The following is a 25,303-nucleotide window of genomic DNA, read 5'->3' as shown; positions in this document are numbered from 1 at the left end:
AAGTTGAGAATTCAATCTTAACTAAATCACGTCGTTCTGAATCGACGAGAACTCACACCCATCATTCCGCGCATCACTGCGCTCATAATGAGGTGTATTCTCTTATCCAAACGTGACCGTCAAAGTCTATTCCAGAGATCCAAATTACATTCAGACCCCGCAAGCTTCGCCGCCCACGTTTCTCTTTCTTCTCATATTCAATTGTCAAAAAACAGACCACCAAAAGCAGTCAAAAAATCAAATCCCCGAAACCATCAGGCCTCGAAACCAAACAAGCAACCAGCTCATTCCTTGATTTATTTAGAACGAAAGACTTCGTCGCCAGCAGCGCCGCCGCCCTCGTTCAGTGAGCGGACTTATAAATCCATCACCTCAAACAAGTCAACACACCTACCGTCAAAAAACTGACATTTTTGGTAAGTCATTGAAATATATTAGGATAATTAGCCATTTATGCGAAAACCCACAGAATGCGCCAAATCCCGCGAGCGTTTTGCTGCGCACCGGCCATCTGCGCCTTTTAAAACGTCCGAGCCTTCCCGCGGGGACCGCCATTTTGCCGGTGGCATATCTTCGAAAGCGGCGTGGCCGGCTGTCAAACCGTCGTGTCGTGCATTAAAACAACAAGAAGACGCTCATATGCTACCCTAATACCAGGCTCCTTTGCATGACCAGAACACCAGCGCCAATAAAGACCGACTTACCTGAACTTCCCGTCAGCGCTGTTCTCGCGGAAATCGCAGGTGCCTTGTCGGGGGCGAGACGTGCGGTTCTCTCGGCCCCTCCCGGGGCGGGCAAAACGACGCTGGTGCCGCTTTATCTCCTACAGCAGAGGTGGCGGGGCGACGGAAAGATCATTCTTCTCGAGCCACGCCGGCTTGCAGCCCGCGCAGCGGCGGGACGCATGGCCGATCTCCTGCATGAAGATGTCGGTGACACCGTCGGATACCGCATGCGGCTCGACAATCGTATTTCATCAAAAACCCGGATCGAGGTGGTAACGGAAGGCGTATTTGCGCGGATGGTTCTGGATGATCCCGAGCTTTCCGATGTCTCGACAGTGATATTCGACGAATTTCATGAGCGCTCGCTTGACGGTGATTTCGGGCTGGCGCTGGCCCTCGATGTCCAGACCGGTTTGCGTGAGGACCTGCGGATCCTCGTCATGTCCGCAACTCTCGACGTTGAACGCATCAGCGCGCTTATGGGTGGCGCTCCGGTCATTCAAAGTCTTGGAAGGACCTTTCCGATCGACATTCGTTACGAGGAACGCTGGCAGGGCATGCCGGTCGATGAAAAGGTGGCAAGGGCAATTAGGGAAGCCCATGCATCGGAAACAGGGTCCATTCTGGCCTTCCTGCCCGGACAGTCGGAAATTACCCGGACGGCTGCAAGGCTGGAAGGACATTTCCCCGACGATACGGATATCATCCCGCTTTACGGCAATCTTTCTCAGAAGGAGCAGGACGCCGCAATCAAGCCGGCAGCCTCCGGGCGACGGAAGATTGTCCTTGCAACATCGATAGCGGAGACCTCGATAACCATCGATGGTGTGAGGGTCGTGGTCGACAGCGGTCTGCAGCGGTTGCCGGTTTTCGAACCGGCGACCGGCATCACCAGGCTTGAGACCGTGCGGGCATCACGCGCCTCGGCCGATCAGCGCGCCGGCCGCGCCGGCCGAACCGAGCCCGGTGTTGCCATTCGCCTCTGGCATCAGGGGCAGACGGCAGCACTCAGTGCATTTACGCCGCCGCAAATTTTGGCGAGCGATCTTGCCGGCCTTGCGCTCGATCTTGCCCATTGGGGTGTTCATGACCCCTCGTCTCTCGCCTTTCTGGACGCGCCACCTGAGGCTGCACTCAAAGAATCGATCGCACTCCTGAAAAATCTTGGCGCCCTCGATAAAAGCGGCGCACTGACGCCGCAGGGCCGCCTGATGCGAGGCCTCTCCCTGCCGCCGAGGCTCGCAGCGATGGTGATTGCAGCCGCAGGCGAAGGCTCGGGAAAAAAGGCGGCGATGCTTGCGGTCATGCTGACGGAACAGGGCATGGGCGGACATGATATCGATCTCGATGACAGACTGCGGCGCTTTCTTGCCGATAGAGGTGAAAGGGCGCAGGCGGCGCGCAAGCTGGCTTTCCGCCTTCTCGACACAGTCGGTGATATGCCGGCGGCAAACGACCTGCCGAGCGAGGCAGGACCGCTTCTGCTGCACGCATATCCGGACAGGATCGCGCTTCAGCGCGGCGCGCGCGGCCGGTATGTCATGGCGAATGGCCGCGGGGCTGAACTGGCTGAAACGGAGCGGCTGGCGGCGAGCCGAATGCTTGTTGTCGCTGACATTACGGGACGAGCCGCGCAGCCGCGCATCCTTGCGGCGGCCGGCATCGACAGGGCCGATATAGAAGAGCGTATGCCACATCTTATCGTTCAGCAGGATCAGCTGCTGTTCGACAAGGCGAGCGGACAGGCGCGGGCGCGCCGGGTAGTGCGTCTGGGCGCTATCATTCTGGACGAAACGCCCCTGCCCCGTCCCGACGGTGAGCAGGCAGCGCAAGCGCTCGCCAACGGCGTTCGGGATTTCGGCATCGGCATACTTCCTTTTTCGAAAGAGACCGCGCAATTGCGCGATCGGATCGGATTTCTGAATGCCAGCATCGGAGAGCCCTGGCCGGATGTCAGCGACGAGGCGTTGCTTTCGCGGCTGGACGAATGGTTCATCCCTTTTCAGCATGGCGTCCGGAGCCTTCAGGACATCCGGCCCGGCAGTCTTTCCGAAGGGATTCTGTCCCTGGTGCCACATGAGGTCGCCCGAGATCTCGGCAGGCTGGCGCCGACCCATTTCGAAGCGCCGACGGGCCAGCGGCACCCCATCCGCTATGACGCCAGCGAGCCGACGCTTTCCATTCGCGTGCAGGAGCTTTTCGGGCTGAAGGCGCACCCGGCCATTGCGCAGGGGCGGTTGCCGCTGCTCCTGGAATTGACGTCGCCTGCGCACAGGCCGATACAGACGACACGTGATCTTCCCGGCTTCTGGGCGGGATCGTGGAAGGACGTGCGGGCAGATATGCGTGGTCGCTATCCGCGTCATCCGTGGCCGGAGGATCCCGCCGATGCCCTGCCGACCAGCCGTGCGAAACCGCGCGGAACGTGATGATGACAAGGGTAAAGGAGACGAAGGTGGCTGGCCATCCGATCGAAACCACCAGGCTTGGCCGCGCCAGCCGCAGGATAAGGTTGCAGACCATTGTGTGGCTTCGCTGGCTGGCGGTTGCGGGACAGACGGCGACGATCCTGCTTGTCGCCTTCGGGCTGAATTTTCCGCTGCCACTTTTGGCCTGCGGCCTTTTGATCGCGGCGCTGGCGCTCGCCAACCTTTTTCTCACGGCCCGTTTTCCCTCCACCTACCGGCTGGAGCCGTGGGAAGCGACATTGCTGCTGGCCTTTGACCTTTTGCAATTGACGGCGCTGATCTACATCACAGGCGGACTTTCCAATCCATTCGCGCCGCTGATCTGCGTGCAGGTCATCATTGCCTTTGCCTCCCAACCGTTGCGGCATTCCCTCATTCTCCTCGGCTTTGCCGTCATCTGCTCGACGGCGATCGCCTTTTCGCCCTTTCCGGTTCCCTGGTATCCCGGTGAGGTCTTGCCGATCCAGCTTCTGCTGCATGTCGGCACCTGGGTGGCGATCATTGCCACCACGTCTTTCGCAGCTTTTTATGCCTATCGCGTTTCCCACGAAGCCAATCAGCTCGCGGATGCGCTGGCTGCGACCGAACTGGTGCTGGAACGGGAAAAACATCTTTCACAGCTCGACGGCCTGGCGGCCGCCGCAGCGCACGAGCTGGGTACGCCCCTTGCGACGATCAGCGTCGTCGCCAAGGAGATGGAGCGGGAACTTGGGGATGATGAGAAATATGGCGAGGACATAGCGCTGCTGCGCAGCCAGAGCGAAAGATGCCGCGACATTCTGCGTCGTCTCACCTCCCTGTCCGCCGACAATGAGGAGCACATGCGCCGCCTGCCGCTTTCATCGCTGATCGAGGAGGTAATGGCGCCGCATCGCGAATTCGGCATTCGTCTGGAACTGGTTGAAAAGAACAATCGCGCCGACGAGCCGGTCGGAATCCGCAATGCCGGCATCATCTACGGCCTTGGCAACCTCATTGAAAATGGCGTGGATTATGCGCGCGAAAAAGTCACCGTAACGGTGGATTACGATCATCAGAACGTCGCAGTCATCATTGAAGACGATGGGCCGGGTTATGCCCATGACGTGCTTGCCCGTATCGGCGAGCCCTATGTGACCGAACGTCACAATGACACACGTGCAGGTGGGCTCGGGCTCGGGCTCTTTATCGCCAAGACCTTGCTGGAGCGCTCCGGCGCCACCGTCGCGTTCGAAAATCGCGGCACAACCGGAACCGGCGCGCGGGTCACAATCGTCTGGCCTCGGGCGCTCATGGAGGATAAAAGAAGCCGTTGACTTTACCATTCACGCTGAAGCGGCAATAAGAACAAGAAAAGCCGATGACGTTGCCGGAAGGCCGGAGACATGAAGACAGAAGACCAGACCTTATCCACAAGCGCGCCGGCGGACGATATCGATCCTATCGGACCTGACAAATCTCTGCTGATCGTTGATGACGATGGCCCTTTCCTGCGGCGGCTTGCCCGGGCCATGGAGACACGTGGCTTTATTGTCGACACTGCCGAGACCGTGAGCGAAGGCATCGCGCGTTCCAAGGCTGCGCCGCCGAAATATGCGGTTGTCGATCTGCGGCTTGCGGATGGCAACGGGCTGGAAGTGATCGAAGCCATCAGGCAGAACCGCGACGACACGCAGATCGTCGTTCTGACCGGCTACGGCAATATCGCCACCGCTGTTACCGCCGTAAAACTGGGGGCGCTGGACTATCTGGCCAAGCCTGCCGATGCCGACGACGTGTTCAACGCCCTGACGCAGCGCAAGGGTGAAAAGACGGAAGTGCCCGAAAACCCGATGTCAGCCGACCGGGTTCGGTGGGAGCACATTCAGCGCGTTTATGAGATGTGCGAGCGCAACGTCTCGGAAACGGCGCGGCGACTGAACATGCACCGAAGGACGCTGCAGCGTATTCTCGCGAAGCGCGCGCCCAAATAAGCGCCTATTCGCCAAAGCTGCGCCCGGTGGTCCATTCCGCCAGCATAAGCCGGGTCGCAGCGGTTCTGGAAAAATCCAGCATGACAGATTTGCGGGTCGCCGGCGGCAATTTATGTTCCGGCGCGTCGCGAAGCATGTGAGCGCCATACCCATCCGACAGTATCAACCCGCATTCCTCCGGGAATATATCGGTTGGAACTTCCGGATGGGTGGCAAAAAACAATCGATCGCAATGCAGGCGGTATTCCGGCCATTTGCGATCGACGCGGAAATCCTCGATCGAGGATTTGATCTCGATGATCCAGATTTCACCCTTGACCGACAGGCTGATCAGATCTGCCCGTCGCCCGCTTGCAAGCGGCAGTTCCGGCAAGACCGAGTGGCGCATTTCGTGCAAGAGCACCTGCACGCCGCGGCGCACCAGCATCGCCTTGTCCGACTGGCGGCCGTCGATTAACGGATTATTGTTGGTAACGGAAAGAATAGTCATGGATAAAGGCTGCTGAAGCGTTTGGCCTATTGTTGCAAAAAAGGCAATCAACCGGCAATTTTAAATGCGGTGCCGTTTCGCGGCTGCACAACGGCTTGCCAAGAGCGGCTGAATGGAAAATAACCGATTTATCCTATTAAGCCTACTCCTTCGCACAATTTGGCGAATTTTCCGCGAGAACGACATGCGCATCCGTACCCCATTGACCATACTCGGTCTGACGGCAGCACTGGCACTGGCCGGCTGCGCCGAAACTACCTCCCAATCCGCCACTCCAACATCAGGCAAGATCGCAGCCTCCGTACCGGTTGCTGATCCCGTTCCGGCGAAAGTCGAGACGGTGCAGATCTTCAATGATGTTTATGGTCCGGTGACCGATGCGGGCTATGCGCTGCCGGCCATTCCGATCAACCGTGTGAATGAGAAGTACCGTCGCCAGATCGTCGAGTTCCAGACCAACGAGCGTCCCGGCACGATCATCGTCAATACGCGCGATCGTTTCCTTTATTATATCCTCTCCGGCAACCGCGCCGTGCGTTACGGCATCGGCGTCGGCAAGGCTGGTTTCGCCTGGGCCGGTGAAGCCTATGTGGCCTGGAAGCAGGAATGGCCGATGTGGCATCCGCCAAAGGAAATGGCAGACCGCAAGCCGGAAGTGGCGAAATATGTCGAGGCCGGCATGGGCCCCGGCCTTTCCAACCCGCTCGGCGCGCGCGCCATGTATCTCTTTAACGAAAAGGGACAGGATACGCTGTTCCGTATCCACGGTTCGCCCGAATGGGCCTCGATCGGCACCGCCGCTTCTTCCGGCTGCATCCGCATGATCAACCAGGATGTGATCGATCTTTACAGCCGCGTCCGCCCAGGCCGCAGCACCAAGGTCGTCGTGATCCAGTAAGGGCCGCAACAGCAGATCAAGAAAAAGCCGCCGGGAAACGTCCCGGCGGCTTTTTTACTGGTGAAAAGGGCGGAGATTACGCCGCCTGCTTTGCCTTCAGCTCGAGGCGGCGGCGGTGCAGGACCGGTTCAGTGTAGCCGTTCGGTTGCTCCCGGCCCTTCAACACCAGTTCGACAGCAGCCTGAAAGGCTACCGATCCTTCAAAGTCAGACGCCATCGGCAGATAGGCCGGATCGCCTGCATTCTGCGCGTCGACCACAGCCGCCATGCGCTTCATGGTCTCGACGATCTGCGCCTCTGTCACGACGCCGTGGCGCAGCCAGTTCGCCATGTGCTGCGCTGAAATGCGAAGCGTCGCGCGATCCTCCATCAGACCGATATTGTTGATGTCTGGTACCTTGGAGCAGCCGACACCCTGATCAACCCAGCGCACCACATAGCCGAGAATGCCCTGCGCATTGTTGTCGAGTTCATGCTGGACTTCTTCCGGCGTCCAGTTGGGACGCGGCGCAACCGGCACTGACAGAATGTCGGAAAGCTTCGCACGGCCGCGGCTTTTCAGCTCTTGCTGAACAGCGGCGACATCGACCTTGTGATAATGCGTGGCATGCAGCGTCGCAGCGGTCGGCGACGGCACCCACGCCGTGTTGGCACCCGCCTTCGGATGCGCAATCTTCTGCTCCAGCATCGCCGCCATCAGGTCGGGCATGGCCCACATGCCTTTGCCGATCTGCGCATGGCCGGAAAGACCGCATTCTAGCCCGATATCGACGTTCCAGTTTTCATAAGCGGCGATCCAGGCGGCCTGCTTCATGTCGCCCTTGCGGATCATCGGACCCGCTTCCATGGAGGTATGGATTTCGTCGCCGGTACGGTCGAGGAAGCCTGTATTGATGAAGACCACACGATCCTTCGCTGCGCGAATGCTTTCCTTGAGGTTAACAGTGGTGCGGCGCTCCTCATCCATGATGCCCATCTTCATGGTGTTTGGCTGCATGCCGACAAGCTCTTCGACCCGCGTGAAAATCTCGTTGGCGAAGGCCACTTCTTCCGGCCCATGCATCTTCGGCTTCACCACATACATGGAGCCGGCCCGAGAATTCTGGCGTCGCCCGGAAGGGCCGACGTCATAGAGTGCAATGAGCGCCGTGACGACGGCATCCATGATGCCCTCGGGTACTTCACGCCCATCCCGATCAAGGATTGCCGGATTGGTCATGAGATGACCGACATTGCGCACCAGCATCAGCGACCGGCCCGGCAGCGTCAGCGCGGAGCCATTGGGCGCTGTATAATAGCGATCCGGGTTGAGGCGGCGCGTGAAAGTGTGGCCGCCCTTGGAGACCTCTTCCGCCAGGTCTCCACGCATCAGGCCGAGCCAGTTACCGTAAACCAGAACCTTGTCCTCGGCATCGACTGCGGCAACCGAATCTTCGCAATCCATGATGGTCGTCAGGGCGGATTCAAGAATGACATCAGAGATGCCCGCCCTGTCGCCCTTGCCGATTTCGGTCGAGGGATCGATCACGATTTCGGTATGCAGACCGTTCTTGCCGAGCAGGATCGTCGCGGGCTTTGCCGCTTCCCCGGTGAAACCCTTGAATTGCGTTTCGTCCTTGAGACCGGTCCCGCCATTGCTGGCAACAAGCTGCAGCAGCCCATCGACGATCTCGAAACCGGTGACATCAGACCAGCTGCCGCTCAAAAGCGGAGCGGTTTCATCGAGGAAGTTGCGTGCCCAGGCGATGACCTTTTCACCGCGCTTCGGGTTATAGGCCCTGCCCTTTTCGGCACCATCGGCATCAGAAATGGCATCCGTGCCATAGAGTGCATCGTAAAGCGAACCCCAACGGGCATTGGCGGCGTTCAACGCATAACGGGCATTCATGACGGGAACAACGAGCTGCGGACCGGCGACGGCAGCAATTTCCGGATCGACGTTGCTGGTTTCCACCTTGAAATCAGGACCTTCCGGCAAAAGGTATCCAATTTCCCTCAGGAATGCCTCGTATACATCGAAATCCGAGGGGGCACCGTTCTCTCGGTACCAGCCGTCGATTTTTTCCTGCAACGCATCGCGCTTGGCGAGCAGTTCACGGTTCTTCGGAGAAAGCTCGTGAACAATGGCCGAAAAGCCTTCGAAGAACGCCTCGCTGTTTAGACCCGTGCCCGGCAGGACATCTTCAGTCAAAAAGGCATAAAGCCTGTCATCGATGGAAAGGCCGAATTTATTCGTGCGGCTCACATGCGCCTCCTCTATTCTGGAAACACAGATTGGACGCGGAGGCGGGCGCTCGTCAATTGCGGCAGCCAGCCAAATATTATTTCCTTTTTGGAAACAATGCAGCGTATAGTCGCCGTTTTCTACAAAAGCGCCTGGAGATCCTTGATGCGGTCATTCACCAGCCAGCCGTAATAATTTTCCTCCGGCAACAGTGGCTGTTCCCCGCCTGCGGCGCGCTGGCGGTTCTTTTGGGCCAGAATAGCAGCGCGCTGTTGCGACCCACCGACATTATAAAGCGTGGAGGTCACGCCCGGATTCTTCGAAATATCCATATCGGCAATCGACCGGTAATCATCGATCGATTTGCGGATAGAGGCCGCCATGAAAGCCAGCGAGCGGTCGGGGTCCATGATGGCGGTGTAGACCGCGGTGGCGTCGTTCTCGTCCAGCTTCTCATAACCCGACGTTCTCGCCACCATGTCGGACAGCATCAGCGCCGTCAGCGGATTTATCTGGCCGAGGCCGAAGGTCTGGCCGGCATAAAAGGGCTGGAAGAACACAGCACTGAAACGGTTGTTCGGATAGGTCACGCCATCGACGGTCTTGCCGCGGAAACTGTCATCCCATACATCTTCCCGGCAGTTCCAGAGACTGTAGGAATCCTTCTTCGACTGGCATTTGGAAAATTGCGAATGCGTCAGAAACTGCGCAATCGTTTCATCCTTATAGCCGAAACGGAAGCTGCTACCCGCGTAAGAAGCTGCCTTGACGTAATAAGACTGCAGCCGGTCATAGGCATCGACATTATAAGTGTGTTCGCCAACGATCGCGCCGATCATATGGATCGGATCAATCCCGTAACGCCCGGCCGTCGACTTGATCTTGGCGATCAGCGCCTTGTCAGAAGACAAAAGATCGATGACCTTCTGGTATTTGCGCTCAAAAGACGTGTTGGACGCCTTGGTTCTTTTGGCGGAAGCACCGGGAACGCCCGGTTGCTGGGCATTGCGATTGCCCGGCGGCACGACCGTTGCGGCCTCCACATAAGAAGACGCGGTGACGGTGAACGTCAAAGCAGCGGCAAATGCCAGAAGAGTTTTGCGCACGAGCGAATGCCTTTTCTCAAGCCTGCGGCTTCTGCCAGCGAAAGGTGCTGGAAAACCTGATCATTCCACTAAAACGGTTCCAACCGGAATGCAGCCCTTCCCATAAACAAAATGCGGGCTGAATGCGAGATGAGGCAGATAAAATAAAAGAGTGCGGCAAATATGGCCGCACTCTTCTTTCCTCGATCCCTGAAGTCTTCAGAGAATATAGCGCGAGAGGTCCGTATCGGCGGCGAGGTCGCCGACATGTTTACGGACATATTCCTGATCGATCTTGACGGCGGAACCGCCACGATCCGGCGCGTTGAAGGAAATTTCGTCCAAAACACGCTCCATTACCGTCTGCAGACGGCGGGCACCGATATTTTCGACCGACGAGTTGAGATGAACGGCCACATCAGCCAGAGCATCGATGGCGTCGTCGGTGAAGTCGAGATCCAGTTCTTCCGTCGCCATCAGCGCCTTGTACTGGCGGATGAGGCTTGCTTCCGTCTCCGTCAGGATACGGCGGAAATCTTCCCTGGTCAGTGGCTTCAGCTCAACGCGGATCGGCAGGCGGCCCTGAAGCTCAGGCAGGAGATCCGACGGCTTCGCCACATGGAAGGCGCCCGATGCGATGAACAGGATATGGTCGGTCTTGACCGGCCCATATTTGGTCGAAACCGTCGTGCCTTCGACGAGCGGCAGCAGGTCGCGCTGCACGCCTTCGCGCGAGACGCCGGCGCCCATGCCGCCATCGCGGGCCGCAATCTTGTCGATCTCGTCAAGGAAGACGATGCCGTCATTTTCCACCGACTTGACCGCTTCGCGCTGGATCATCTCATTGTCCAGCAGCTTGTCGGATTCGTCACGGATAAGGTCGGCATAGGATTTCGACACCGTCGTGCGCACCTTCTTGGTGCGTCCGCCCATGGCTTTGCCGAACATTTCCGACAAGTTGAGCACGCCAATATTGGCGCCCGGCATGCCAGGGATTTCGAAACCGGGCATGCCCGATCCGCTATCGGCCACCTCGATGTCGATTTCCTTGTCGTCCAATTCACCATCGCGCAGCTTCTTGCGGAAGCTCTCGCGCGTGCCCGGTGACGCGGTTGAGCCGACCAACGCGTCGAGCACGCGCTCTTCGGCGCTCTGATGCGCCTTGGCCTGCACTTCGGCGCGCTTCTTTTCGCGCACGAGGCCGATACCAATCTCGACAAGGTCACGAATGATCTGCTCGACATCGCGGCCGACATAACCGACTTCGGTGAACTTGGTGGCTTCAACCTTGATGAAAGGCGCGCCGGCCAACTTGGCGAGGCGGCGCGAGATTTCCGTCTTGCCGACACCGGTCGGCCCGATCATGAGAATATTTTTTGGCATGACTTCGTCGCGCAGGCTCTCATCGAGCTGCTGGCGACGCCAGCGATTGCGCAGCGCAATCGCGACCGCCCGTTTTGCATCGTGCTGACCGATGATGTGGCGGTCCAGTTCCGAGACGATTTCCCGGGGAGAAAAAGTGGTCATTCTGTCCTCTCGGCTTTCCTGTTCCGGCCGGCCATTCGGCCCGGCCCACAGGACCCATTGGTGAGAAATACGCTTACTCGGCGTCGAGCGTTTCCACGACGAGATTGTGATTGGTATAAACGCAGATATCGGCGGCGATATCGAGCGCCTGCCGGGCCACGTCTTCGGCCGACTTGTCGGTATCCATCATGGCGCGGGCGGCAGCGAAAGCATAATTGCCGCCGGAACCGATGGCGATTGCGCCGTGCTCGGGCTCCAGCACATCGCCATTGCCGGTAATGGCAAGCGTGGTGGATTTATCGGCGACCAGCATCATCGCTTCGAGATTGCGCAGATATTTATCCGTGCGCCAGTCTTTTGCGAGTTCCACGGCGGCGCGCATGAGCTGGCCGGGATATTGCTCGAGTTTCTTCTCGAGGCGGTCAAGCAAAGTAAAAGCATCGGCCGTCGCGCCTGCGAAACCGGCAATCACTTCACCCTTGCCGATGCGGCGAACCTTGCGGGCGTTGCCCTTCATGACGGTCTGGCCGAGGCTCACCTGCCCGTCGCCAGCCATGACGACCTTGCCGCCCTTTCTGACTGTAATGATTGTTGTCATCAAACACCTGTCTGCCCTGCCGGGCCTGGAGTTAACGGGCCGGGTTGCGGCCCTTTTCGGGTTCTATGTAAGTCTGGTTTTTGCGATTGCAATCATCGGGATCACACCGGGTTTTCCGCAGGTCAGCCAAGACGATGGAACAACTGGATATTTGTGTCCCGTGCTGATAAGGAACGGCGACATTTTCACGGAGCGGCCAAAATGGCAGAACGTAAAGGCGAGATTATCCGCAAGACCAACGAAACTTCGGTTTCAGTGCGTGTGGATATCGACGGCACCGGCAAATCGAAAATTTCCACCGGCGTGGGATTTTTCGACCATATGCTGGACCAGCTGAGCCGCCATTCGTTGATCGACATGGATATCGAGGTTCAGGGCGACCTTCACATCGATGATCATCACACCGTGGAAGATACCGGTATCGCCATTGGCCAGGCGATCGCGAAGGCGCTGGGCGACCGGCGCGGTATTGCCCGCTACGCCTCGCTCGACCTTGCCATGGACGAGACGATGACCAAGGCCGCCGTCGATATTTCCGGCCGGCCGTTCCTCGTCTGGAACGTCAATTTTTCCGCGCCAAAGATCGGCACCTTCGACACGGAACTGGTGCGCGAATTCTTTCAGGCGCTCGCCCAGAATGCCGGCATCACGCTGCATATCCTGAACCATTACGGCGCCAACAACCATCATATCGCCGAAACATGCTTCAAGGCCGTTGCCCGCGTTCTTCGCACGGCAACCGAGATCGACCCCCGGCAGGCAGGCCGCGTTCCCTCGACAAAGGGCATGCTGGCCTGACGCCAAAGCTGTCAGGAAGCCCATGACAAGCTATCTCGTTCTGGAAGCCCCCAACGGGCCGGACAGGGACCACAAGACGACCCGATTCATTGCCGATCGTTTCGTCTGGCTGGCTCTCTTTGCGCCATGGTTATGGCTTGCGATCAACCGGCTGTGGCTGGCGACGGCTATCGTTGTCATCGCACTCGTTGCGGCCGGACAAGTCTCGATGTTAGCCGGATTCGAACCTGCCGGAATTCTTGTTGGTTTCACGATTGGGCTCATAACAGCGCTGGAGGGACGCAATTTTCTCGTCCGGCACCTGATCCGCAAGGGTTGGACGCTGAAGTCAGTCGTTTCCGCCCCTGATCTTTCGAGCGCCGAAGACATATATTTCTCCGGTCTCTCCGAAAACGCTGACGCCGAAGAACAGCTGTCGCAGCCGGTCTGGACCCCTTCGCCGCAAAAGAGCGGCGGCAAAAACTTCGTCAACGATCCCGCCGGATCGTTTCTTTTTGACTTGAATGGAAGGCGCTGACATGCGTGTCGCGATCATCGACTACGGCTCGGGCAACCTGCGTTCGGCCACCAAAGCTTTCGAGCGTGCCGCGCGTGAAGCCGGCATCAACGCAACCATTGATTTGACCGACAAGCCGGATCACGTCGCCTCGGCAGACCGCATCGTGCTGCCTGGTGTCGGCGCTTATGCCGACTGCCGCGCCGGTCTGGATGCCGTTCCCGGAATGCATGAGGCGCTCCTTGAAGCCGTCGAGAAAAAGGCGCATCCCTTCCTCGGCATCTGCGTCGGCATGCAGCTCATGTCCTCGCGCGGGCTGGAAAAGACTGTTAGCACCGGGCTCGGCTGGATCGAGGGTGACGTCGTGGAAATGACGCCTGCCGATAAGAACCTGAAGATTCCGCAGATCGGCTGGAACACGCTGGAAATCCGCCACGCCCACCCGCTGTTCGACGGCATCAAGACGGGCGCGGATGGCTTGCACGCCTATTTCGTGCATTCCTATCATCTGGCGGCCAAGCACTCGACGGATGTCATCGCCACCACAAATTACGGTGGCGCGATGACGGCTTTCGTCGGTCGCGACAATATGGCCGGCGCGCAATTCCACCCGGAAAAAAGCCAGACGCTCGGCCTTGCCCTGATCTCCAATTTCCTGCGCTGGAAGCCCTGACATGATTCTTTTTCCCGCAATCGACCTTAAAGACGGCCAGTGCGTTCGCCTGAAACTCGGCGATATGGACCAGGCCACCGTCTATAATACCGACCCCGGCGCACAGGCGAAAGCCTTCGAGGATCAAGGCTTTGAATGGCTGCATGTCGTTGATCTCAACGGTGCGTTCGCCGGCCAGACGGTCAATGGCGCGGCGGTTGATGCCATTCTGAAGGCGACGAAAAACCCGGTGCAGCTGGGCGGCGGCATCCGCACGCTCGATCATATCGAGGCCTGGCTGAGCCGTGGGCTTGCTCGCGTCATTCTCGGCACCGTGGCGGTGCGCGATCCGGTTCTGGTCATTGAAGCCTGCAAGCGTTTTCCCGGCCAGGTCGCCGTCGGTATCGATGCCAAGGGCGGCAAGGTTGCGGTGGAAGGCTGGGCGGAAGCCTCCGAACTCGGCGTGATCGAGCTTGCCAAACGTTTCGAAGGCGCTGGTGTTGCCGCGATCATCTATACCGATATCGATCGTGACGGCATTCTGGCCGGTATAAATTGGGCCTCAACGCTGGAACTGGCCGACGCCGTCTCCATCCCGGTCATCGCGTCCGGTGGTCTTGCCTCCATCGACGACATCAAGCGCATGTTGCAGCCGGATGCGGCAAAGCTTGAGGGCGCGATTTCCGGCCGCGCGCTTTATGACGGCCGTATCGATCCGGCGGAGGCGCTCGCCCTCATCAAGGCCGCAAAGGAGGTACGCGTATGACCCTAAAAGCCCGCGTTATTCCCTGCCTGGATGTGAAAGACGGCCGTGTCGTCAAGGGCGTGAACTTCGTCGACCTGATCGACGCCGGCGACCCGGTCGAGGCGGCGAAAGCCTATGATGCGGCAGGCGCGGACGAACTCTGCTTCCTGGACATTACCGCCTCTTCGGATAATCGCGACACGATCTTCGATGTCGTTTCACGCACCGCCGATCATTGCTTCATGCCACTGACCGTCGGTGGCGGGGTTCGCGCCGTCGCCGACATCCGCAAGCTGCTTCTGTGCGGGGCCGACAAGGTCTCGATCAATTCCGCAGCGGTCAAGGATCCCGACTTCGTGGCGCAGGCGGCCGACAAGTTCGGCAACCAGTGCATCGTCGTTTCGATAGACGCCAAGCGGGTTTCGAAGGATGGGGAAGAAGGCCGCTGGGAAATATTCACCCATGGCGGACGCCAGCCGACCGGGATTGACGCCGTGGAATTCGCCATCAAGATGGTCGAACGCGGCGCCGGCGAATTGCTTGTCACCTCGATGGACCGCGACGGCACAAAGAGCGGTTACGATATCGGCCTGACGCGCAGCATTGCCGATCAGGTTCGAGTCCCCGTCATCGCTTCGGGGGGCGTCGGCACGCTGGACGATCTGGTGGCAGGGGTTCGGGATGGCCATGCGACTGCGGTGCTTGCCGCTTCGATCTTCCACTTCGGCACTTATTCGATCGGTGAAGCCAAGAACTACATGGCCGAGCATGGCATCGCCATGCGTCTCGACTGATTGCAGGATTCCCCCATGAGCGCATTTTCCCTTTCCGATCTGGAGCGCATCGTCGCAACCCGCGCCGCTGCCTCTCCTGACGAATCCTGGACGGCCAAGCTGGTTGCGGCTGGCCAGGAGCGTGCGGCGAAGAAACTCGGCGAAGAAGCCGTGGAAGCCGTCATTGCGGCCATCGCAAAAGACCGCGACGGGCTGAAGAACGAAGCGGCGGACCTGCTTTACCATCTGCTGGTGGTTTTGAAGATCGCCGACATCCCGCTGAATGAGGTTTTCGCCGAGCTGGAGCGCAGGACCGGGCAAACCGGTCTTGCGGAAAAGGCAGCGAGGCCGACATCATGAAGATCGAGGCAGGCAGCGGGGAGAGAGGCATGCCGAGCACACTCGATCATTTCCGACCGGATGAATATTCGCCCTACCACTTCTTCAGTTCGGAAGAATGGTCGAAGTTTCGTGCCGACACGCCATTGACGCTTTCTGCCGACGAGGTCAAACGGCTGCGTTCGCTGGATGATCCGATCGATCTGGATGAGGTACGGCGCATCTACCTGTCTCTGTCGCGCCTGCTGTCTTCCCATGTGGAAGCATCGCAGCTGTTGTTCGAGCAACGCAACCGCTTCCTCAACATGGCTGACGTCAACAAGACGCCCTTCGTCATCGGCATTGCGGGCTCCGTTGCCGTTGGCAAATCCACGACCGCACGTATTCTGAAAGAGCTTCTGGCGCGCTGGCCTTCCAGTCCCAAGGTCGACCTCATCACCACTGACGGATTTCTCTATCCGAACGAGGTATTGCGGCGCGAGAATCTGATGGAGCGTAAAGGCTTCCCGGAGAGCTACGATATCGGCGCGCTCCTGCGTTTCCTGTCGGCCATCAAGGCAGGCCAGCCCAATGTCAAGGCGCCGCGTTATTCGCACCTGACCTATGACGTTCTGCCGAACGAGTTCACTGTCATCGACCAGCCGGATATTCTCATCTTCGAAGGCATCAACGTGCTGCAATCGCGCGACCTGCCGGCAGGCGGGAGGATCGTGCCGATCGTTTCCGACTTCTTCGATTTCTCGATCTATATCGACGCTGATGAAGGCCTTATTCACAACTGGTATGTGAACCGGTTCATGAATCTGAGAAAAACCGCCTTCCGCGATCCCAATTCATTCTTCAACCGTTATGCCTCGATCAGCGAAGAAGCGGCGCTCAGCATTGCTGAAGGCCTCTGGCAGAACATCAACCTGAAGAACCTGCGGCAGAACATCGTGCCGACCCGCCCGCGCGCCGACCTTATTTTACGCAAGGGCAAAAACCATCTGATCGACACGGTCGCGCTTCGCAAATTGTGAAAGATGCCGCGAAGGCGGCATCTCCGTCGCAGCGATTACAAGGCGTTATCAGGCAAGGTCTGGAATGCGCAGAACCTGGCCGGGATAAATCTTGTCGGGGTGCGTCAGCATCGGCTTGTTGGCTTCGAAGATGATGTTGTTCTTCGCGCCATTGGCCTTGCCATATTGCGCCTCCGCAATCTTCCAGAGATTGTCACCCTTTTTGACCGTATAGAAGACCGGTTCTTTTGCCGGCGCTTCGGCCACTTTCAACTCGCCGGCCTCGACCTTGGAAATGCCGAGCGTGTTGCCGACCGCGATGACCGCCTTTTCGAAAATCGACTGATCGGCCACTTCGCCCTTCAGGACAACCTTGTCGTCCACCACCTCGACCTGAACCTTGTCGGTGCCGAGATCGTGGGAAGCGAGTTCCTTCTTGACCGCTTCGACATCCGGCGCGTCGTCGCCGCCGATACCAAGCTTCTTTCCCGCTTCCTTGATGAAATTGAACAGACCCATAGCACCCTCCTTGGTTGTAGGGAGGCTTACCAGACGATATTTGAAGCTCCATGACAAGGGCGAGAGATTCGTCGTCTGATCGTCGCTTATTCGCCCGAAGGTTTGCCGCGCATCTTCTTGATATCGGAGCGACCGGACTTCGCCTTGAGGCGGCGCTCGACGGAGCCCTTGGTGGGTTTGGTAGCCTTGCGCACCGGCGGCGGGGGGGCGGCGGCTTCGAGGATCAGTTCCTTCAGGCGCTCGCGCGCATCCTCACGATTGCGCTCCTGGCTGCGAAACCGGCTCGCTTCGATCATCAGCACGCCTTCTTTTGATACGCGCCTGCCACCGAGCCGCAGCGCATTGACCTTCACCCTTTCCGGAAGGGAGGGTGAATTCGCAATGTCGAAAAATAGCTGAACCGCTGTCGAAACCTTGTTGACGTTCTGGCCGCCCGGCCCGCCGGCCAGCACGAATTGCTCCGTCAGCTCCCAGCCGGCAATAGTGATGCGGTTATTGATGTAAAGCGGGTCGCTGGCCATGTTTTCTCTCCGCGCCGGTGATGCCACAGATCGTCAAAAATGAAAACAAGGACAAAACGAAAGAACCCGGCAAAAAGAAACCCGGCACTTGGGCCGGGTTCCCCTCCTCCTCATAAACGAGGCTTATTCATTCTGCCGCGAGCAAAAGGCCCGGCGCTGCGTCACGAACCTTGCTGTCGACGTGGTCTTCGAACTTGGTGAAGTTCGTGACGAACATCGACACCAGCTTCTTGGCTTGCGCGTCATAAGCTGCGCCATCGGCCCAGGTGGAACGCGGATCGAGGATCGCGCTGTCAACACCTTCAAGCGACTGAGGGACGGCGAAGCCGAAATTCGCATCGGTGCGGAACTGTGCGTTCTTCAGATCCCCAGTGAGAGCGGCGGTCAGAAGCGCGCGGGTGGCCTTGATGGGCATACGCTTGCCGATGCCGTAAGCGCCGCCTGTCCAGCCGGTATTGACCAGCCAGCAATCCACACCGTGCTTGCCGATCAGCTCACGCAGCAGGTTGCCATATTCGGCCGGATGGCGCGGCATGAAGGGGGCGCCAAAGCAGGTAGAGAATGTCGCTTCCGGCTCGGTCACGCCCTTTTCCGTACCGGCGACCTTGGCGGTGTAACCGGAGAGGAAGTGGTACATGGCCTGCTCCGGTGTCAGCCGGGCAATCGGCGGCAGCACGCCGAAGGCGTCAGCCGTCAGCATGATGATCGTCTTCGGGTGGCCTGCAATACCCGTCTCCGATGCATTCGGAATGAAGTGCAGCGGATAGGCGCTGCGGGTGTTTTCCGTCAGCGAATTGTCGTTGAAATCAGGAACGCGGTTTTCGTCCAGCACGACGTTCTCAAGAACCGTGCCGAAACGGCGGGTCGCGGCGTAGATTTCCGGCTCGGCCTCGGCCGAAAGCTTGATCGCCTTGGCATAGCAGCCGCCTTCGAAATTGAAGATGCCGTGTTCGCCCCAGCCATGTTCGTCATCACCGATGAGCGTGCGCGACGGATCAGCCGACAGCGTGGTCTTGCCGGTGCCGGAGAGGCCGAAGAAAACGGCAGAATCACCCTGCGGACCGACATTAGCCGAGCAATGCATGGGCATGACACCCTTGGCTGGCAGCAGGTAGTTCAGCACCGTGAAGACCGACTTCTTGTTTTCACCGGCATAGGACGTGCCGCCGATGAGAACGAGGCCGTTGGTAAGGTCGCAGGCGATGACTGTTTCCGAACGGACACCATGACGGGCCGGATCTGCCTTGAAGCTCGGCAGATTGATGATGGTGAGCTTCTGCTTGAAGCCCGCCAGTTTTTCCTGCTTCGGACGGATCAGCAGATTGCGGATGAACAGCGAATGCCAGGCAAGCTCGGTGACGACGCGTGTCGGCAGAGCGTTTTCCTCATCGGCGCCGCCGATCAGGTCCTGAACATAGAGCGTCTTTCCGGCGGCATGGGCCAACATGTCCTGGCGCAACAACTCGAAGTTTTCCGGCGACAGCGGCTTGTTGTTGTCCCACCAGATGGTGTTCTCGGTGGACGCGTCGCGCACGACGAATTTGTCCTTCGGAGAACGACCCGTGTGCTGGCCGGTGACGGCGCGCAGCGCACCGTCGATGGTCAGCTCGGCCTCGCCGTTGCGGATTGCCTCTTCGTATAGTTCGCTCTCATTGAGGTTATAAAAGACGCGGGAAGCCTTGCCCAATCCGAGTTCTGCAACTCCGTTGGCAGGATTATGAACCCCAATCTCGGTCATGACGCGTTCCTTGTTAATGACGATAAGGCCGTTGAAATTTTCACGGAAAATACGTGGCACCTCTTGGAAACGCAAGAGCCGAAGTTTAAAAAACTTAGTAATTTCAATATATTAATCGATTTAAAAGATTTTATTTCTTTTTAAATCGGTTGAAGACGCATTAAAATTCAGCTGCGGCGTCTCTACGAAATCTCCTCGTCCCACCCTTGCGATTTTGGGGTGAGTTTTCCTTTGCCACAATTTGTTCCACCTTTATACTCAAGAGAGTGGCTCGCGGCGCACAACCTGGCTGGGTGAATGTCGGGAGTTACGAGAAAATGACGATGGAGACCAACTACATGCAGACGATCGCGCTTGTCGACGATGACCGGAATATTCTCACTTCGGTATCGATCGCGCTCGAAGCCGAAGGCTACCGGGTCGAAACGTATACGGACGGCGCTTCCGCGCTTGACGGGTTGATCGCCCGTCCGCCGCAGCTCGCCATTTTCGATATTAAGATGCCCCGCATGGACGGCATGGAGCTTTTGCGGCGCCTTCGCCAGAAGTCGGATCTGCCGGTCATCTTCCTCACCTCGAAGGATGAAGAGATCGACGAATTGTTCGGCCTGAAGATGGGCGCGGACGACTTCATCACCAAGCCGTTCTCGCAACGCCTTCTGGTGGAACGCGTCAAAGCCATCCTGCGCCGCGCCAGCAGCCGCGAAGCATCCGCCGCAACCGGCAACGTTCTGAAGCCGACGGCAGACCAACAGGCGCGCACACTGGAGCGCGGGCAGCTCGCCATGGATCAGGAACGGCATACCTGCACCTGGAAGGGCGAACCGGTAACACTGACGGTAACCGAATTCCTCATCCTGCATTCGCTGGCACAACGTCCAGGTGTCGTGAAAAGCCGCGACGCGCTGATGGATGCCGCTTATGACGAGCAGGTCTATGTGGACGACCGCACCATCGACAGCCACATCAAGCGTCTTCGCAAGAAGTTCAAACTGGTCGATGGCGACTTCGATATGATTGAAACGCTTTATGGCGTAGGATATCGCTTCCGCGAAGCGGCTTGAACGAGCCGACTCACGCAGAAGGGACCGCCCGGTACGGGGTGGTAAGGACTTGAATACGTGTTGAAAAAAACGCCGGAAACCGTCTCGGACAGTGACGATGCCGAAGAACGCGGCAGCGAACGCCGCCATCGTATCCATCCGCTGACGATCATCCGGCGCATTTTCGGCAATGCGGTGTTTTCCAGCCTCACGCGCCGCATCCTGTTCTTCAACGTCGCCGCGACGGTGGTTCTGGTCGGCGGCATTCTCTATCTCAACCAGTTCCGCGAGGGGCTGATCGATGCGCGCGTGGAAAGCCTGCTGACGCAGGGCGAAATCATCGCCGGCGCGGTTTCCGCTTCCGCCTCTGTCGATACCAACTCGATCACCATCAATCCGGAAAAGCTGCTCGAGTTGCAGGCGGGCCAGAGCATCACGCCCGCACCGAACGATGAGGATTTGAGTTTCCCGATCAATCCCGAACGGGTGGCACCAGTGCTGCGGCGGCTGATTTCGCCGACGCGCACCCGCGCGCGGCTGTTCGATGCGGACGCCAATCTGTTGCTCGATTCCCGCCATCTTTATTCGCGCGGTCAGGTGCTGCGCTTCGACCTGCCGCCAGTAACGCCCGAGACGCAGACCTGGGGCGACTGGTTCACCAGCATGTTCAACCGCATGCTGCAGCCGAGCAGCCTGCCGCAATACAAGGAAGCGCCGGGCGGCGATGGCTCTATCTATCCGGAAGTGATGAACGCGCTGACCGGCGTGCGCGGCGCGGTCGTGCGTGTCACGGAAAAGGGTGAGCTGATTGTTTCCGTGGCCGTACCGGTACAGCGTTTCCGGGCCGTGCTCGGCGTTCTGCTGCTTTCGACACAAGCGGGCGATATCGACAAGATCGTGCATGCCGAGCGCCTCGCCATCATGCGCGTCTTTGGCATCGCCACGCTGGTCAACATCGTGCTGTCGCTGCTCCTCTCCTCCACCATCGCTACGCCGCTGCGGCGGCTGTCGGCGGCCGCTATCCGCGTGCGCCGCGGGGCGAGAACCCGTGAGGAAATACCGGATTTCTCGGCGCGCCAGGATGAGATCGGCAACCTCTCTATTGCGCTGCGTGAAATGACGACGGCGCTTTACGACCGTATCGATGCGATCGAAAGTTTCGCCGCAGATGTCAGCCACGAGCTCAAGAACCCGCTGACCTCGCTGCGCAGCGCCGTGGAAACCCTGCCGCGCGCCAAGACCGAAGAGTCCAAACAGCGCCTGACGGAGATCATCTTCCACGATGTGCGCCGTCTCGACCGCCTGATCAGCGATATTTCGGACGCCTCACGGCTTGACGCCGAACTGGCGCGCGCCGACGCCGCGCCGCTCGATCTTGATGTGCTGATGAAGGGTCTGGTGGATATATCCCGCCAGATAAGCACCAAGAAGAAAAGCGTGACGATCGACTATGTTGTCGACCGGAAAGCGGGCGCAAAGACCTCCTTCGTGGTGAACGGCCACGATCTGCGTATCGGCCAGATCGTCACCAACCTCATCGAGAATGCGCGCTCCTTCGTTGCCGAAGAAAGCGGCCGCATCACGGTACGCCTCTCCCGTCACAAGGATCGTTGCATCGTGCAGGTAGAGGACAACGGGCCCGGCATTCAGGCCGAAGATATCGACCGGATTTTTGAGCGTTTCTACACCGACCGGCCGGCGAGCGAAGGTTTCGGACAGAACTCCGGCCTTGGCCTTTCCATCAGCCGCCAGATCGCGGAAGCCCATGGCGGCAGCCTGCGGGCAGAGAACGTCGTCGACAAATATGGCGTGATATCAGGCGCGCGCTTCACTCTGTCGCTGCCGGCGGCTGAAACCCATGAACGCTGAACGCTTCAACCTGCACGCAACCGCGATCGTTGTTCAAAACACCGGCATCCTATTCACGGGGCCGTCGGGCAGCGGCAAAAGCGAACTCGCCTTCAGCTTCCTGACGGAAGCGGAACGGTGCGGATTGCCGGCCGCATTGATCGCGGACGATCAGATTTTCGTGTATCGCGATGGCGAGACCATCATCGCCGAACGGCCGGAAGCCATCGCCGGCCTGTTGGAATTACGCGGCAGCGGCATTGTTTCACTTAAAAGCATTGCGCGCGCGCCACTACATTTCGCCGTCACGACAGTTGTTTCACCCGAAAATCCAAGACTTCCCGAAGATGACGAGATGTTATCGCTGCCGTGCGGCGGGCATCTTCCGCTTCTGCGTATTCCGCTTTCAAGTCTCACGCCCTATGGAAAATTTGCTGCACTTGCTCAGAATCTTTTCAAAACGAATGTGAAGTGACGATGATTCGGGCGATTTTAGGCTTGCGATTCGCATTTTCCTCATCAAGATGAAATCCCACCGATGGACAGGATTGCCGCGTTGCGATAGTCGGCAATGAGAGTGCGTGTGCAAGGGAGCATTTCATGATCGGACTAGTGCTTGTCACCCACGGCAAGCTGGCTGAGGAGTTTCGTCATGCGTTGGAGCATGTCGTCGGTCCCCAGAAATTGATCGAGACGGTCTGTATCGGTCCCGAAGACGACATGGATCAGCGCCGGCAGGATATCATCGACGCTGTCGCGCGCGCCAATGACGGCAATGGCGTCATCATCCTGACGGACATGTTTGGCGGCACGCCTTCCAATCTTGCGATTTCGGTCATGAATAACGGCAATGTCGAAGTCATCGCCGGGGTTAACCTGCCGATGCTGATCAAACTTGCCGGCGTTCGCAGCGAAGACAATATGGACAAGGCCCTTCAGGACGCATCCGATGCCGGCCGCAAATATATCAACGTCGCCAGCCGCGTTTTAAGCGGCAAATAAGAAGTCAGCCCATGTCGCCACTCTCCCGGGAACTACCGATCATCAACAAACGCGGTCTCCATGCCCGGGCATCAGCGAAATTCGTTCAGATGGTTGAAGGCTTCGACGCGACCATTACGGTTTCGAAAGACGGCATGACCGTCGGCGGCACCTCGATCATGGGTCTCATGATGCTGGCGGCCAGCCCCGGATGCAGTGTCTATGTCGAGGCGAGCGGCAATCAGGCCGAAGAGGCGCTCGCCGCACTTGAGGCCCTGGTCGCCGACCGGTTCGGCGAAGAAGCCTGAGCCGGCGCCATATAAAGACATAAAGACTTCTTTATATCATTATTGCCAGATCGTTCGTGGCCTGCTAAACCGCTGCTACGTAAAAAGCCGGGCCGCAATGTGCGGCGCTTCTGATCTGGAGAATCTCATGAGCCTTGAGAAGGACTACATCGTCGCCGATATCAACCTTGCCGCATTCGGCCGCAAGGAACTGGACATCGCCGAAACCGAAATGCCGGGCCTGATGTCCTGCCGCAAGGAGTTCGGTGAAAGCAAGCCGCTGAAGGGCGCCCGCATTTCCGGTTCGCTTCACATGACGATCCAGACCGGCGTTCTCATCGAGACGCTGAAGGAACTCGGTGCAGACATTCGCTGGGCCTCCTGCAACATCTTCTCGACACAGGACCATGCTGCAGCGGCCATTGCGGCAGCCGGCATTCCGGTCTTTGCCGTCAAGGGTGAGAGCCTGACGGAATATTGGGAATATACCGACAAGATCTTCCAGTGGACCGACGGCGGTCTCTCCAACATGATCCTCGACGATGGCGGCGATGCCACCATGTACATCCTGCTGGGCGCTCGCGCGGAAGCGGGCGAAGACGTGCTCTCCAATCCCGGCTCCGAAGAAGAAGAAATTCTCTTCGCGCAGATCAACAAGCGCCTCAAGGCTTCGCCCGGCTGGTTCACCAAGCAGCGCGACGCACTGAAGGGTGTCACCGAAGAAACGACGACCGGCGTGCACCGTCTCTACGACCTCAGCAAGAAGGGCCTGCTGCCTTTCCCGGCGATCAACGTCAATGACAGCGTCACCAAGTCCAAGTTCGACAACAAATACGGTTGTAAAGAATCGCTGGTTGACGGCATTCGCCGTGCAACCGACGTGATGATGGCCGGCAAGGTTGCCGTGGTGTGCGGATACGGCGATGTTGGCAAGGGTTCGGCCGCTTCGCTGCAGGGCGCCGGCGCCCGCGTGAAGGTGACCGAAATCGACCCGATCTGCGCACTGCAGGCCGCCATGGACGGTTTCGAAGTCGTTCGCCTGGAGGACGTTGTTTCCTCCGCCGATATCTTCATCACCACGACAGGCAACAAGGACGTCATCCGCATCGAGCACATGCGCGAGATGAAGGACATGGCGATCGTCGGCAATATCGGCCACTTCGACAACGAGATTCAGGTCGCATCGCTGCGTAACCTCAAGTGGACGAACATCAAGCCGCAGGTCGACATGATCGAGTTCCCGAAGGGCAACCGCATCATCCTGCTGTCCGAAGGCCGTCTTCTGAACCTTGGCAACGCCACCGGTCACCCCTCCTTCGTCATGTCGGCATCCTTCACCAACCAGGTGTTGGGCCAGATCGAACTCTTCACCAAGCAGGGCGAATACAAGAACGACGTTTACGTGCTGCCGAAGCACCTCGATGAGAAGGTCGCACGCCTCCATCTCGAGAAGCTTGGTGTGCGCCTGACTGAACTTTCCGACGTTCAGGCAGATTATATCGGCGTCTCGAAGCAGGGCCCGTTCAAGGCAGACCACTACAGATATTAATTTCATAGTTAATATCCACTGAAATTACACAATATCTAGATGCCGCGCG

At 58.5% G+C, this 25,303-nt stretch carries 25 protein-coding genes and 1 rRNA gene (1 of these 26 cut by a window edge); 17 read left to right on the top strand and 9 right to left on the bottom strand.

The annotated features are described in order from the left end of the window. Positions 1–6: ribosomal RNA gene (locus ACZ47E_RS12485) — 16S ribosomal RNA — on the bottom strand (it extends 1,479 nt beyond the left edge of the window). Between the two features lie 661 nt (positions 7–667). On the opposite strand from ACZ47E_RS12485, the gene hrpB reads away from it, so the two are divergent. From hrpB to ACZ47E_RS12470, 3 genes are all read left to right on the top strand, one after another. Next, positions 668–3,154 (top strand): ATP-dependent helicase HrpB, encoded by a 2,487-nt coding sequence (gene hrpB, locus ACZ47E_RS12480; protein ID WP_464016860.1) that lies wholly within the window; start codon positions 668–670, stop codon positions 3,152–3,154. Positions 3,155–3,180: 26 nt separating this feature from the next. Continuing rightward, positions 3,181–4,488, top strand: coding sequence for a two-component system sensor histidine kinase ActS (gene actS, locus ACZ47E_RS12475; protein ID WP_081093539.1), 1,308 nt, complete (start codon positions 3,181–3,183; stop codon positions 4,486–4,488). A 69-nt stretch (positions 4,489–4,557) separates the two neighbouring features. Continuing rightward, complete coding sequence (locus ACZ47E_RS12470; RefSeq protein WP_207588259.1) at positions 4,558–5,145, top strand: ActR/PrrA/RegA family redox response regulator transcription factor; 588 nt, start codon at positions 4,558–4,560, stop codon at positions 5,143–5,145. A 4-nt stretch (positions 5,146–5,149) separates the two neighbouring features. Here ACZ47E_RS12470 and ACZ47E_RS12465 read toward each other — a convergent pair whose 3' ends face one another. Then, positions 5,150–5,635, bottom strand: a complete 486-nt coding sequence (locus tag ACZ47E_RS12465) for an MmcB family DNA repair protein (RefSeq protein WP_004444350.1) — start codon at positions 5,633–5,635, stop codon at positions 5,150–5,152. A 184-nt stretch (positions 5,636–5,819) separates the two neighbouring features. On the opposite strand from ACZ47E_RS12465, the gene ACZ47E_RS12460 reads away from it, so the two are divergent. Further along, the gene (locus ACZ47E_RS12460; RefSeq protein WP_006700126.1) at positions 5,820–6,533 is read left to right on the top strand and encodes a L,D-transpeptidase; all 714 of its coding nucleotides are present in this window, start codon (positions 5,820–5,822) and stop codon (positions 6,531–6,533) included. Between the two features lie 76 nt (positions 6,534–6,609). Here ACZ47E_RS12460 and ACZ47E_RS12455 read toward each other — a convergent pair whose 3' ends face one another. The 4 genes from ACZ47E_RS12455 to hslV all read right to left on the bottom strand — a co-directional run bounded on the left by ACZ47E_RS12455 (position 6,610) and on the right by hslV (position 11,967). Then, a complete protein-coding gene (locus ACZ47E_RS12455; protein ID WP_278067120.1) occupies positions 6,610–8,778 on the bottom strand; it encodes a malate synthase G in 2,169 nt (722 codons plus the stop codon). Between the two features lie 119 nt (positions 8,779–8,897). Further along, entirely contained in the window at positions 8,898–9,863 is a 966-nt protein-coding gene (locus ACZ47E_RS12450; protein ID WP_278067119.1) for a DUF1402 family protein, read from the bottom strand. Positions 9,864–10,061: 198 nt separating this feature from the next. Beyond that, positions 10,062–11,369 (bottom strand): ATP-dependent protease ATPase subunit HslU, encoded by a 1,308-nt coding sequence (gene hslU / locus ACZ47E_RS12445; RefSeq protein ID WP_004444342.1) that lies wholly within the window; start codon positions 11,367–11,369, stop codon positions 10,062–10,064. 73 nt (positions 11,370–11,442) lie between these two features. Next, complete coding sequence (hslV, locus tag ACZ47E_RS12440; RefSeq protein ID WP_004444336.1) at positions 11,443–11,967, bottom strand: ATP-dependent protease subunit HslV; 525 nt, start codon at positions 11,965–11,967, stop codon at positions 11,443–11,445. Between the two features lie 201 nt (positions 11,968–12,168). Between hslV and hisB the strand changes: the two genes are divergently transcribed. From hisB to coaA, 7 genes are read left to right on the top strand one after another with little or no spacing between them, the layout of a single operon-like run. After that, positions 12,169–12,765 (top strand): imidazoleglycerol-phosphate dehydratase HisB, encoded by a 597-nt coding sequence (gene hisB / locus ACZ47E_RS12435; RefSeq protein ID WP_113381965.1) that lies wholly within the window; start codon positions 12,169–12,171, stop codon positions 12,763–12,765. A gap of 22 nt (positions 12,766–12,787) precedes the next feature. Continuing rightward, on the top strand, positions 12,788–13,282 hold the full coding sequence (locus ACZ47E_RS12430) for a DUF2628 domain-containing protein (RefSeq protein WP_278067118.1): 495 nt from the start codon (positions 12,788–12,790) through the stop codon (positions 13,280–13,282). A 1-nt stretch (position 13,283) separates the two neighbouring features. After that, positions 13,284–13,934, top strand: coding sequence for an imidazole glycerol phosphate synthase subunit HisH (gene hisH / locus ACZ47E_RS12425; RefSeq protein ID WP_004444331.1), 651 nt, complete (start codon positions 13,284–13,286; stop codon positions 13,932–13,934). 1 nt (position 13,935) lies between these two features. Beyond that, positions 13,936–14,679: a 1-(5-phosphoribosyl)-5-[(5-phosphoribosylamino)methylideneamino]imidazole-4-carboxamide isomerase gene (gene hisA, locus ACZ47E_RS12420; protein WP_142186932.1), complete on the top strand. Its 744-nt coding sequence runs from the start codon at positions 13,936–13,938 to the stop codon at positions 14,677–14,679. Beyond that, on the top strand, positions 14,676–15,452 hold the full coding sequence (hisF, locus tag ACZ47E_RS12415) for an imidazole glycerol phosphate synthase subunit HisF (protein WP_004444327.1): 777 nt from the start codon (positions 14,676–14,678) through the stop codon (positions 15,450–15,452). The genes hisA and hisF overlap by 4 nt, the downstream gene beginning before the upstream one ends. Positions 15,453–15,467: 15 nt before the next feature. Next, the gene (locus ACZ47E_RS12410; RefSeq protein ID WP_004444325.1) at positions 15,468–15,791 is read left to right on the top strand and encodes a phosphoribosyl-ATP diphosphatase; all 324 of its coding nucleotides are present in this window, start codon (positions 15,468–15,470) and stop codon (positions 15,789–15,791) included. Next, positions 15,788–16,789, top strand: a complete 1,002-nt coding sequence (coaA, locus tag ACZ47E_RS12405; protein ID WP_004444323.1) for a type I pantothenate kinase — start codon at positions 15,788–15,790, stop codon at positions 16,787–16,789. The genes ACZ47E_RS12410 and coaA overlap by 4 nt, the downstream gene beginning before the upstream one ends. Positions 16,790–16,837: 48 nt before the next feature. Here coaA and lysM read toward each other — a convergent pair whose 3' ends face one another. The 3 genes from lysM to ACZ47E_RS12390 form a co-directional block, all read right to left on the bottom strand. Then, entirely contained in the window at positions 16,838–17,287 is a 450-nt protein-coding gene (lysM, locus tag ACZ47E_RS12400) for a peptidoglycan-binding protein LysM (protein ID WP_006700119.1), read from the bottom strand. Between the two features lie 86 nt (positions 17,288–17,373). Beyond that, the gene (gene arfB, locus ACZ47E_RS12395; RefSeq protein WP_004444320.1) at positions 17,374–17,808 is read right to left on the bottom strand and encodes an alternative ribosome rescue aminoacyl-tRNA hydrolase ArfB; all 435 of its coding nucleotides are present in this window, start codon (positions 17,806–17,808) and stop codon (positions 17,374–17,376) included. A 127-nt stretch (positions 17,809–17,935) separates the two neighbouring features. Then, positions 17,936–19,546, bottom strand: coding sequence for a phosphoenolpyruvate carboxykinase (locus ACZ47E_RS12390; protein ID WP_035208087.1), 1,611 nt, complete (start codon positions 19,544–19,546; stop codon positions 17,936–17,938). A 338-nt stretch (positions 19,547–19,884) separates the two neighbouring features. Here ACZ47E_RS12390 and chvI point away from each other — a divergent pair, with 338 nt between their 5' ends. The 6 genes from chvI (at position 19,885) to ahcY (ending at position 25,254) form a co-directional block, all read left to right on the top strand. After that, positions 19,885–20,610: a two-component system response regulator ChvI gene (gene chvI, locus ACZ47E_RS12385; protein ID WP_006700117.1), complete on the top strand. Its 726-nt coding sequence runs from the start codon at positions 19,885–19,887 to the stop codon at positions 20,608–20,610. A gap of 57 nt (positions 20,611–20,667) precedes the next feature. Then, the gene (gene chvG / locus ACZ47E_RS12380; protein ID WP_004444315.1) at positions 20,668–22,458 is read left to right on the top strand and encodes a two-component system sensor histidine kinase ChvG; all 1,791 of its coding nucleotides are present in this window, start codon (positions 20,668–20,670) and stop codon (positions 22,456–22,458) included. Then, on the top strand, positions 22,448–22,912 hold the full coding sequence (locus ACZ47E_RS12375) for an HPr kinase/phosphorylase (protein WP_004444313.1): 465 nt from the start codon (positions 22,448–22,450) through the stop codon (positions 22,910–22,912). The genes chvG and ACZ47E_RS12375 overlap by 11 nt, the downstream gene beginning before the upstream one ends. 125 nt (positions 22,913–23,037) lie before the next feature. Continuing rightward, positions 23,038–23,439 (top strand): PTS sugar transporter subunit IIA, encoded by a 402-nt coding sequence (locus tag ACZ47E_RS12370; protein WP_003505374.1) that lies wholly within the window; start codon positions 23,038–23,040, stop codon positions 23,437–23,439. Between the two features lie 11 nt (positions 23,440–23,450). Further along, positions 23,451–23,726, top strand: a complete 276-nt coding sequence (locus tag ACZ47E_RS12365) for an HPr family phosphocarrier protein (protein WP_004444304.1) — start codon at positions 23,451–23,453, stop codon at positions 23,724–23,726. 127 nt (positions 23,727–23,853) lie between these two features. After that, positions 23,854–25,254, top strand: a complete 1,401-nt coding sequence (gene ahcY / locus ACZ47E_RS12360) for an adenosylhomocysteinase (protein ID WP_004444302.1) — start codon at positions 23,854–23,856, stop codon at positions 25,252–25,254. Positions 25,255–25,303: the final 49 nt, after the last annotated feature.

Source organism: Agrobacterium sp. 5Ca39 (assembly GCF_055382365.1).
This window is presented reverse-complemented; position numbering and strand designations above follow the sequence as displayed.

Excerpts from the sequence above, each read along its gene's own strand:
- hslU (WP_004444342.1), bottom strand. The coding sequence starts at position 11,369 with ATGACCACTTTTTCTCCCCGGGAAATCGTCTCGGAACTGGACCGCCAC.
- lysM (WP_006700119.1), bottom strand. The coding sequence starts at position 17,287 with ATGGGTCTGTTCAATTTCATCAAGGAAGCGGGAAAGAAGCTTGGTATC.
- ACZ47E_RS12470 (WP_207588259.1), top strand. The coding sequence starts at position 4,558 with ATGAAGACAGAAGACCAGACCTTATCCACAAGCGCGCCGGCGGACGAT.
- hisA (WP_142186932.1), top strand. The coding sequence starts at position 13,936 with ATGATTCTTTTTCCCGCAATCGACCTTAAAGACGGCCAGTGCGTTCGC.
- arfB (WP_004444320.1), bottom strand. The coding sequence starts at position 17,808 with ATGGCCAGCGACCCGCTTTACATCAATAACCGCATCACTATTGCCGGC.
- chvI (WP_006700117.1), top strand. The coding sequence starts at position 19,885 with ATGCAGACGATCGCGCTTGTCGACGATGACCGGAATATTCTCACTTCG.
- hisB (WP_113381965.1), top strand. The coding sequence starts at position 12,169 with ATGGCAGAACGTAAAGGCGAGATTATCCGCAAGACCAACGAAACTTCG.
- ACZ47E_RS12410 (WP_004444325.1), top strand. The coding sequence starts at position 15,468 with ATGAGCGCATTTTCCCTTTCCGATCTGGAGCGCATCGTCGCAACCCGC.
- ACZ47E_RS12460 (WP_006700126.1), top strand. The coding sequence starts at position 5,820 with ATGCGCATCCGTACCCCATTGACCATACTCGGTCTGACGGCAGCACTG.
- ACZ47E_RS12365 (WP_004444304.1), top strand. The coding sequence starts at position 23,451 with ATGTCGCCACTCTCCCGGGAACTACCGATCATCAACAAACGCGGTCTC.
- ACZ47E_RS12465 (WP_004444350.1), bottom strand. The coding sequence starts at position 5,635 with ATGACTATTCTTTCCGTTACCAACAATAATCCGTTAATCGACGGCCGC.
- ACZ47E_RS12390 (WP_035208087.1), bottom strand. The coding sequence starts at position 19,546 with ATGACCGAGATTGGGGTTCATAATCCTGCCAACGGAGTTGCAGAACTC.
- ACZ47E_RS12375 (WP_004444313.1), top strand. The coding sequence starts at position 22,448 with ATGAACGCTGAACGCTTCAACCTGCACGCAACCGCGATCGTTGTTCAA.
- hisF (WP_004444327.1), top strand. The coding sequence starts at position 14,676 with ATGACCCTAAAAGCCCGCGTTATTCCCTGCCTGGATGTGAAAGACGGC.
- ACZ47E_RS12370 (WP_003505374.1), top strand. The coding sequence starts at position 23,038 with ATGATCGGACTAGTGCTTGTCACCCACGGCAAGCTGGCTGAGGAGTTT.
- ahcY (WP_004444302.1), top strand. The coding sequence starts at position 23,854 with ATGAGCCTTGAGAAGGACTACATCGTCGCCGATATCAACCTTGCCGCA.
- coaA (WP_004444323.1), top strand. The coding sequence starts at position 15,788 with ATGAAGATCGAGGCAGGCAGCGGGGAGAGAGGCATGCCGAGCACACTC.
- hisH (WP_004444331.1), top strand. The coding sequence starts at position 13,284 with ATGCGTGTCGCGATCATCGACTACGGCTCGGGCAACCTGCGTTCGGCC.
- hslV (WP_004444336.1), bottom strand. The coding sequence starts at position 11,967 with ATGACAACAATCATTACAGTCAGAAAGGGCGGCAAGGTCGTCATGGCT.
- ACZ47E_RS12430 (WP_278067118.1), top strand. The coding sequence starts at position 12,788 with ATGACAAGCTATCTCGTTCTGGAAGCCCCCAACGGGCCGGACAGGGAC.
- hrpB (WP_464016860.1), top strand. The coding sequence starts at position 668 with ATGACCAGAACACCAGCGCCAATAAAGACCGACTTACCTGAACTTCCC.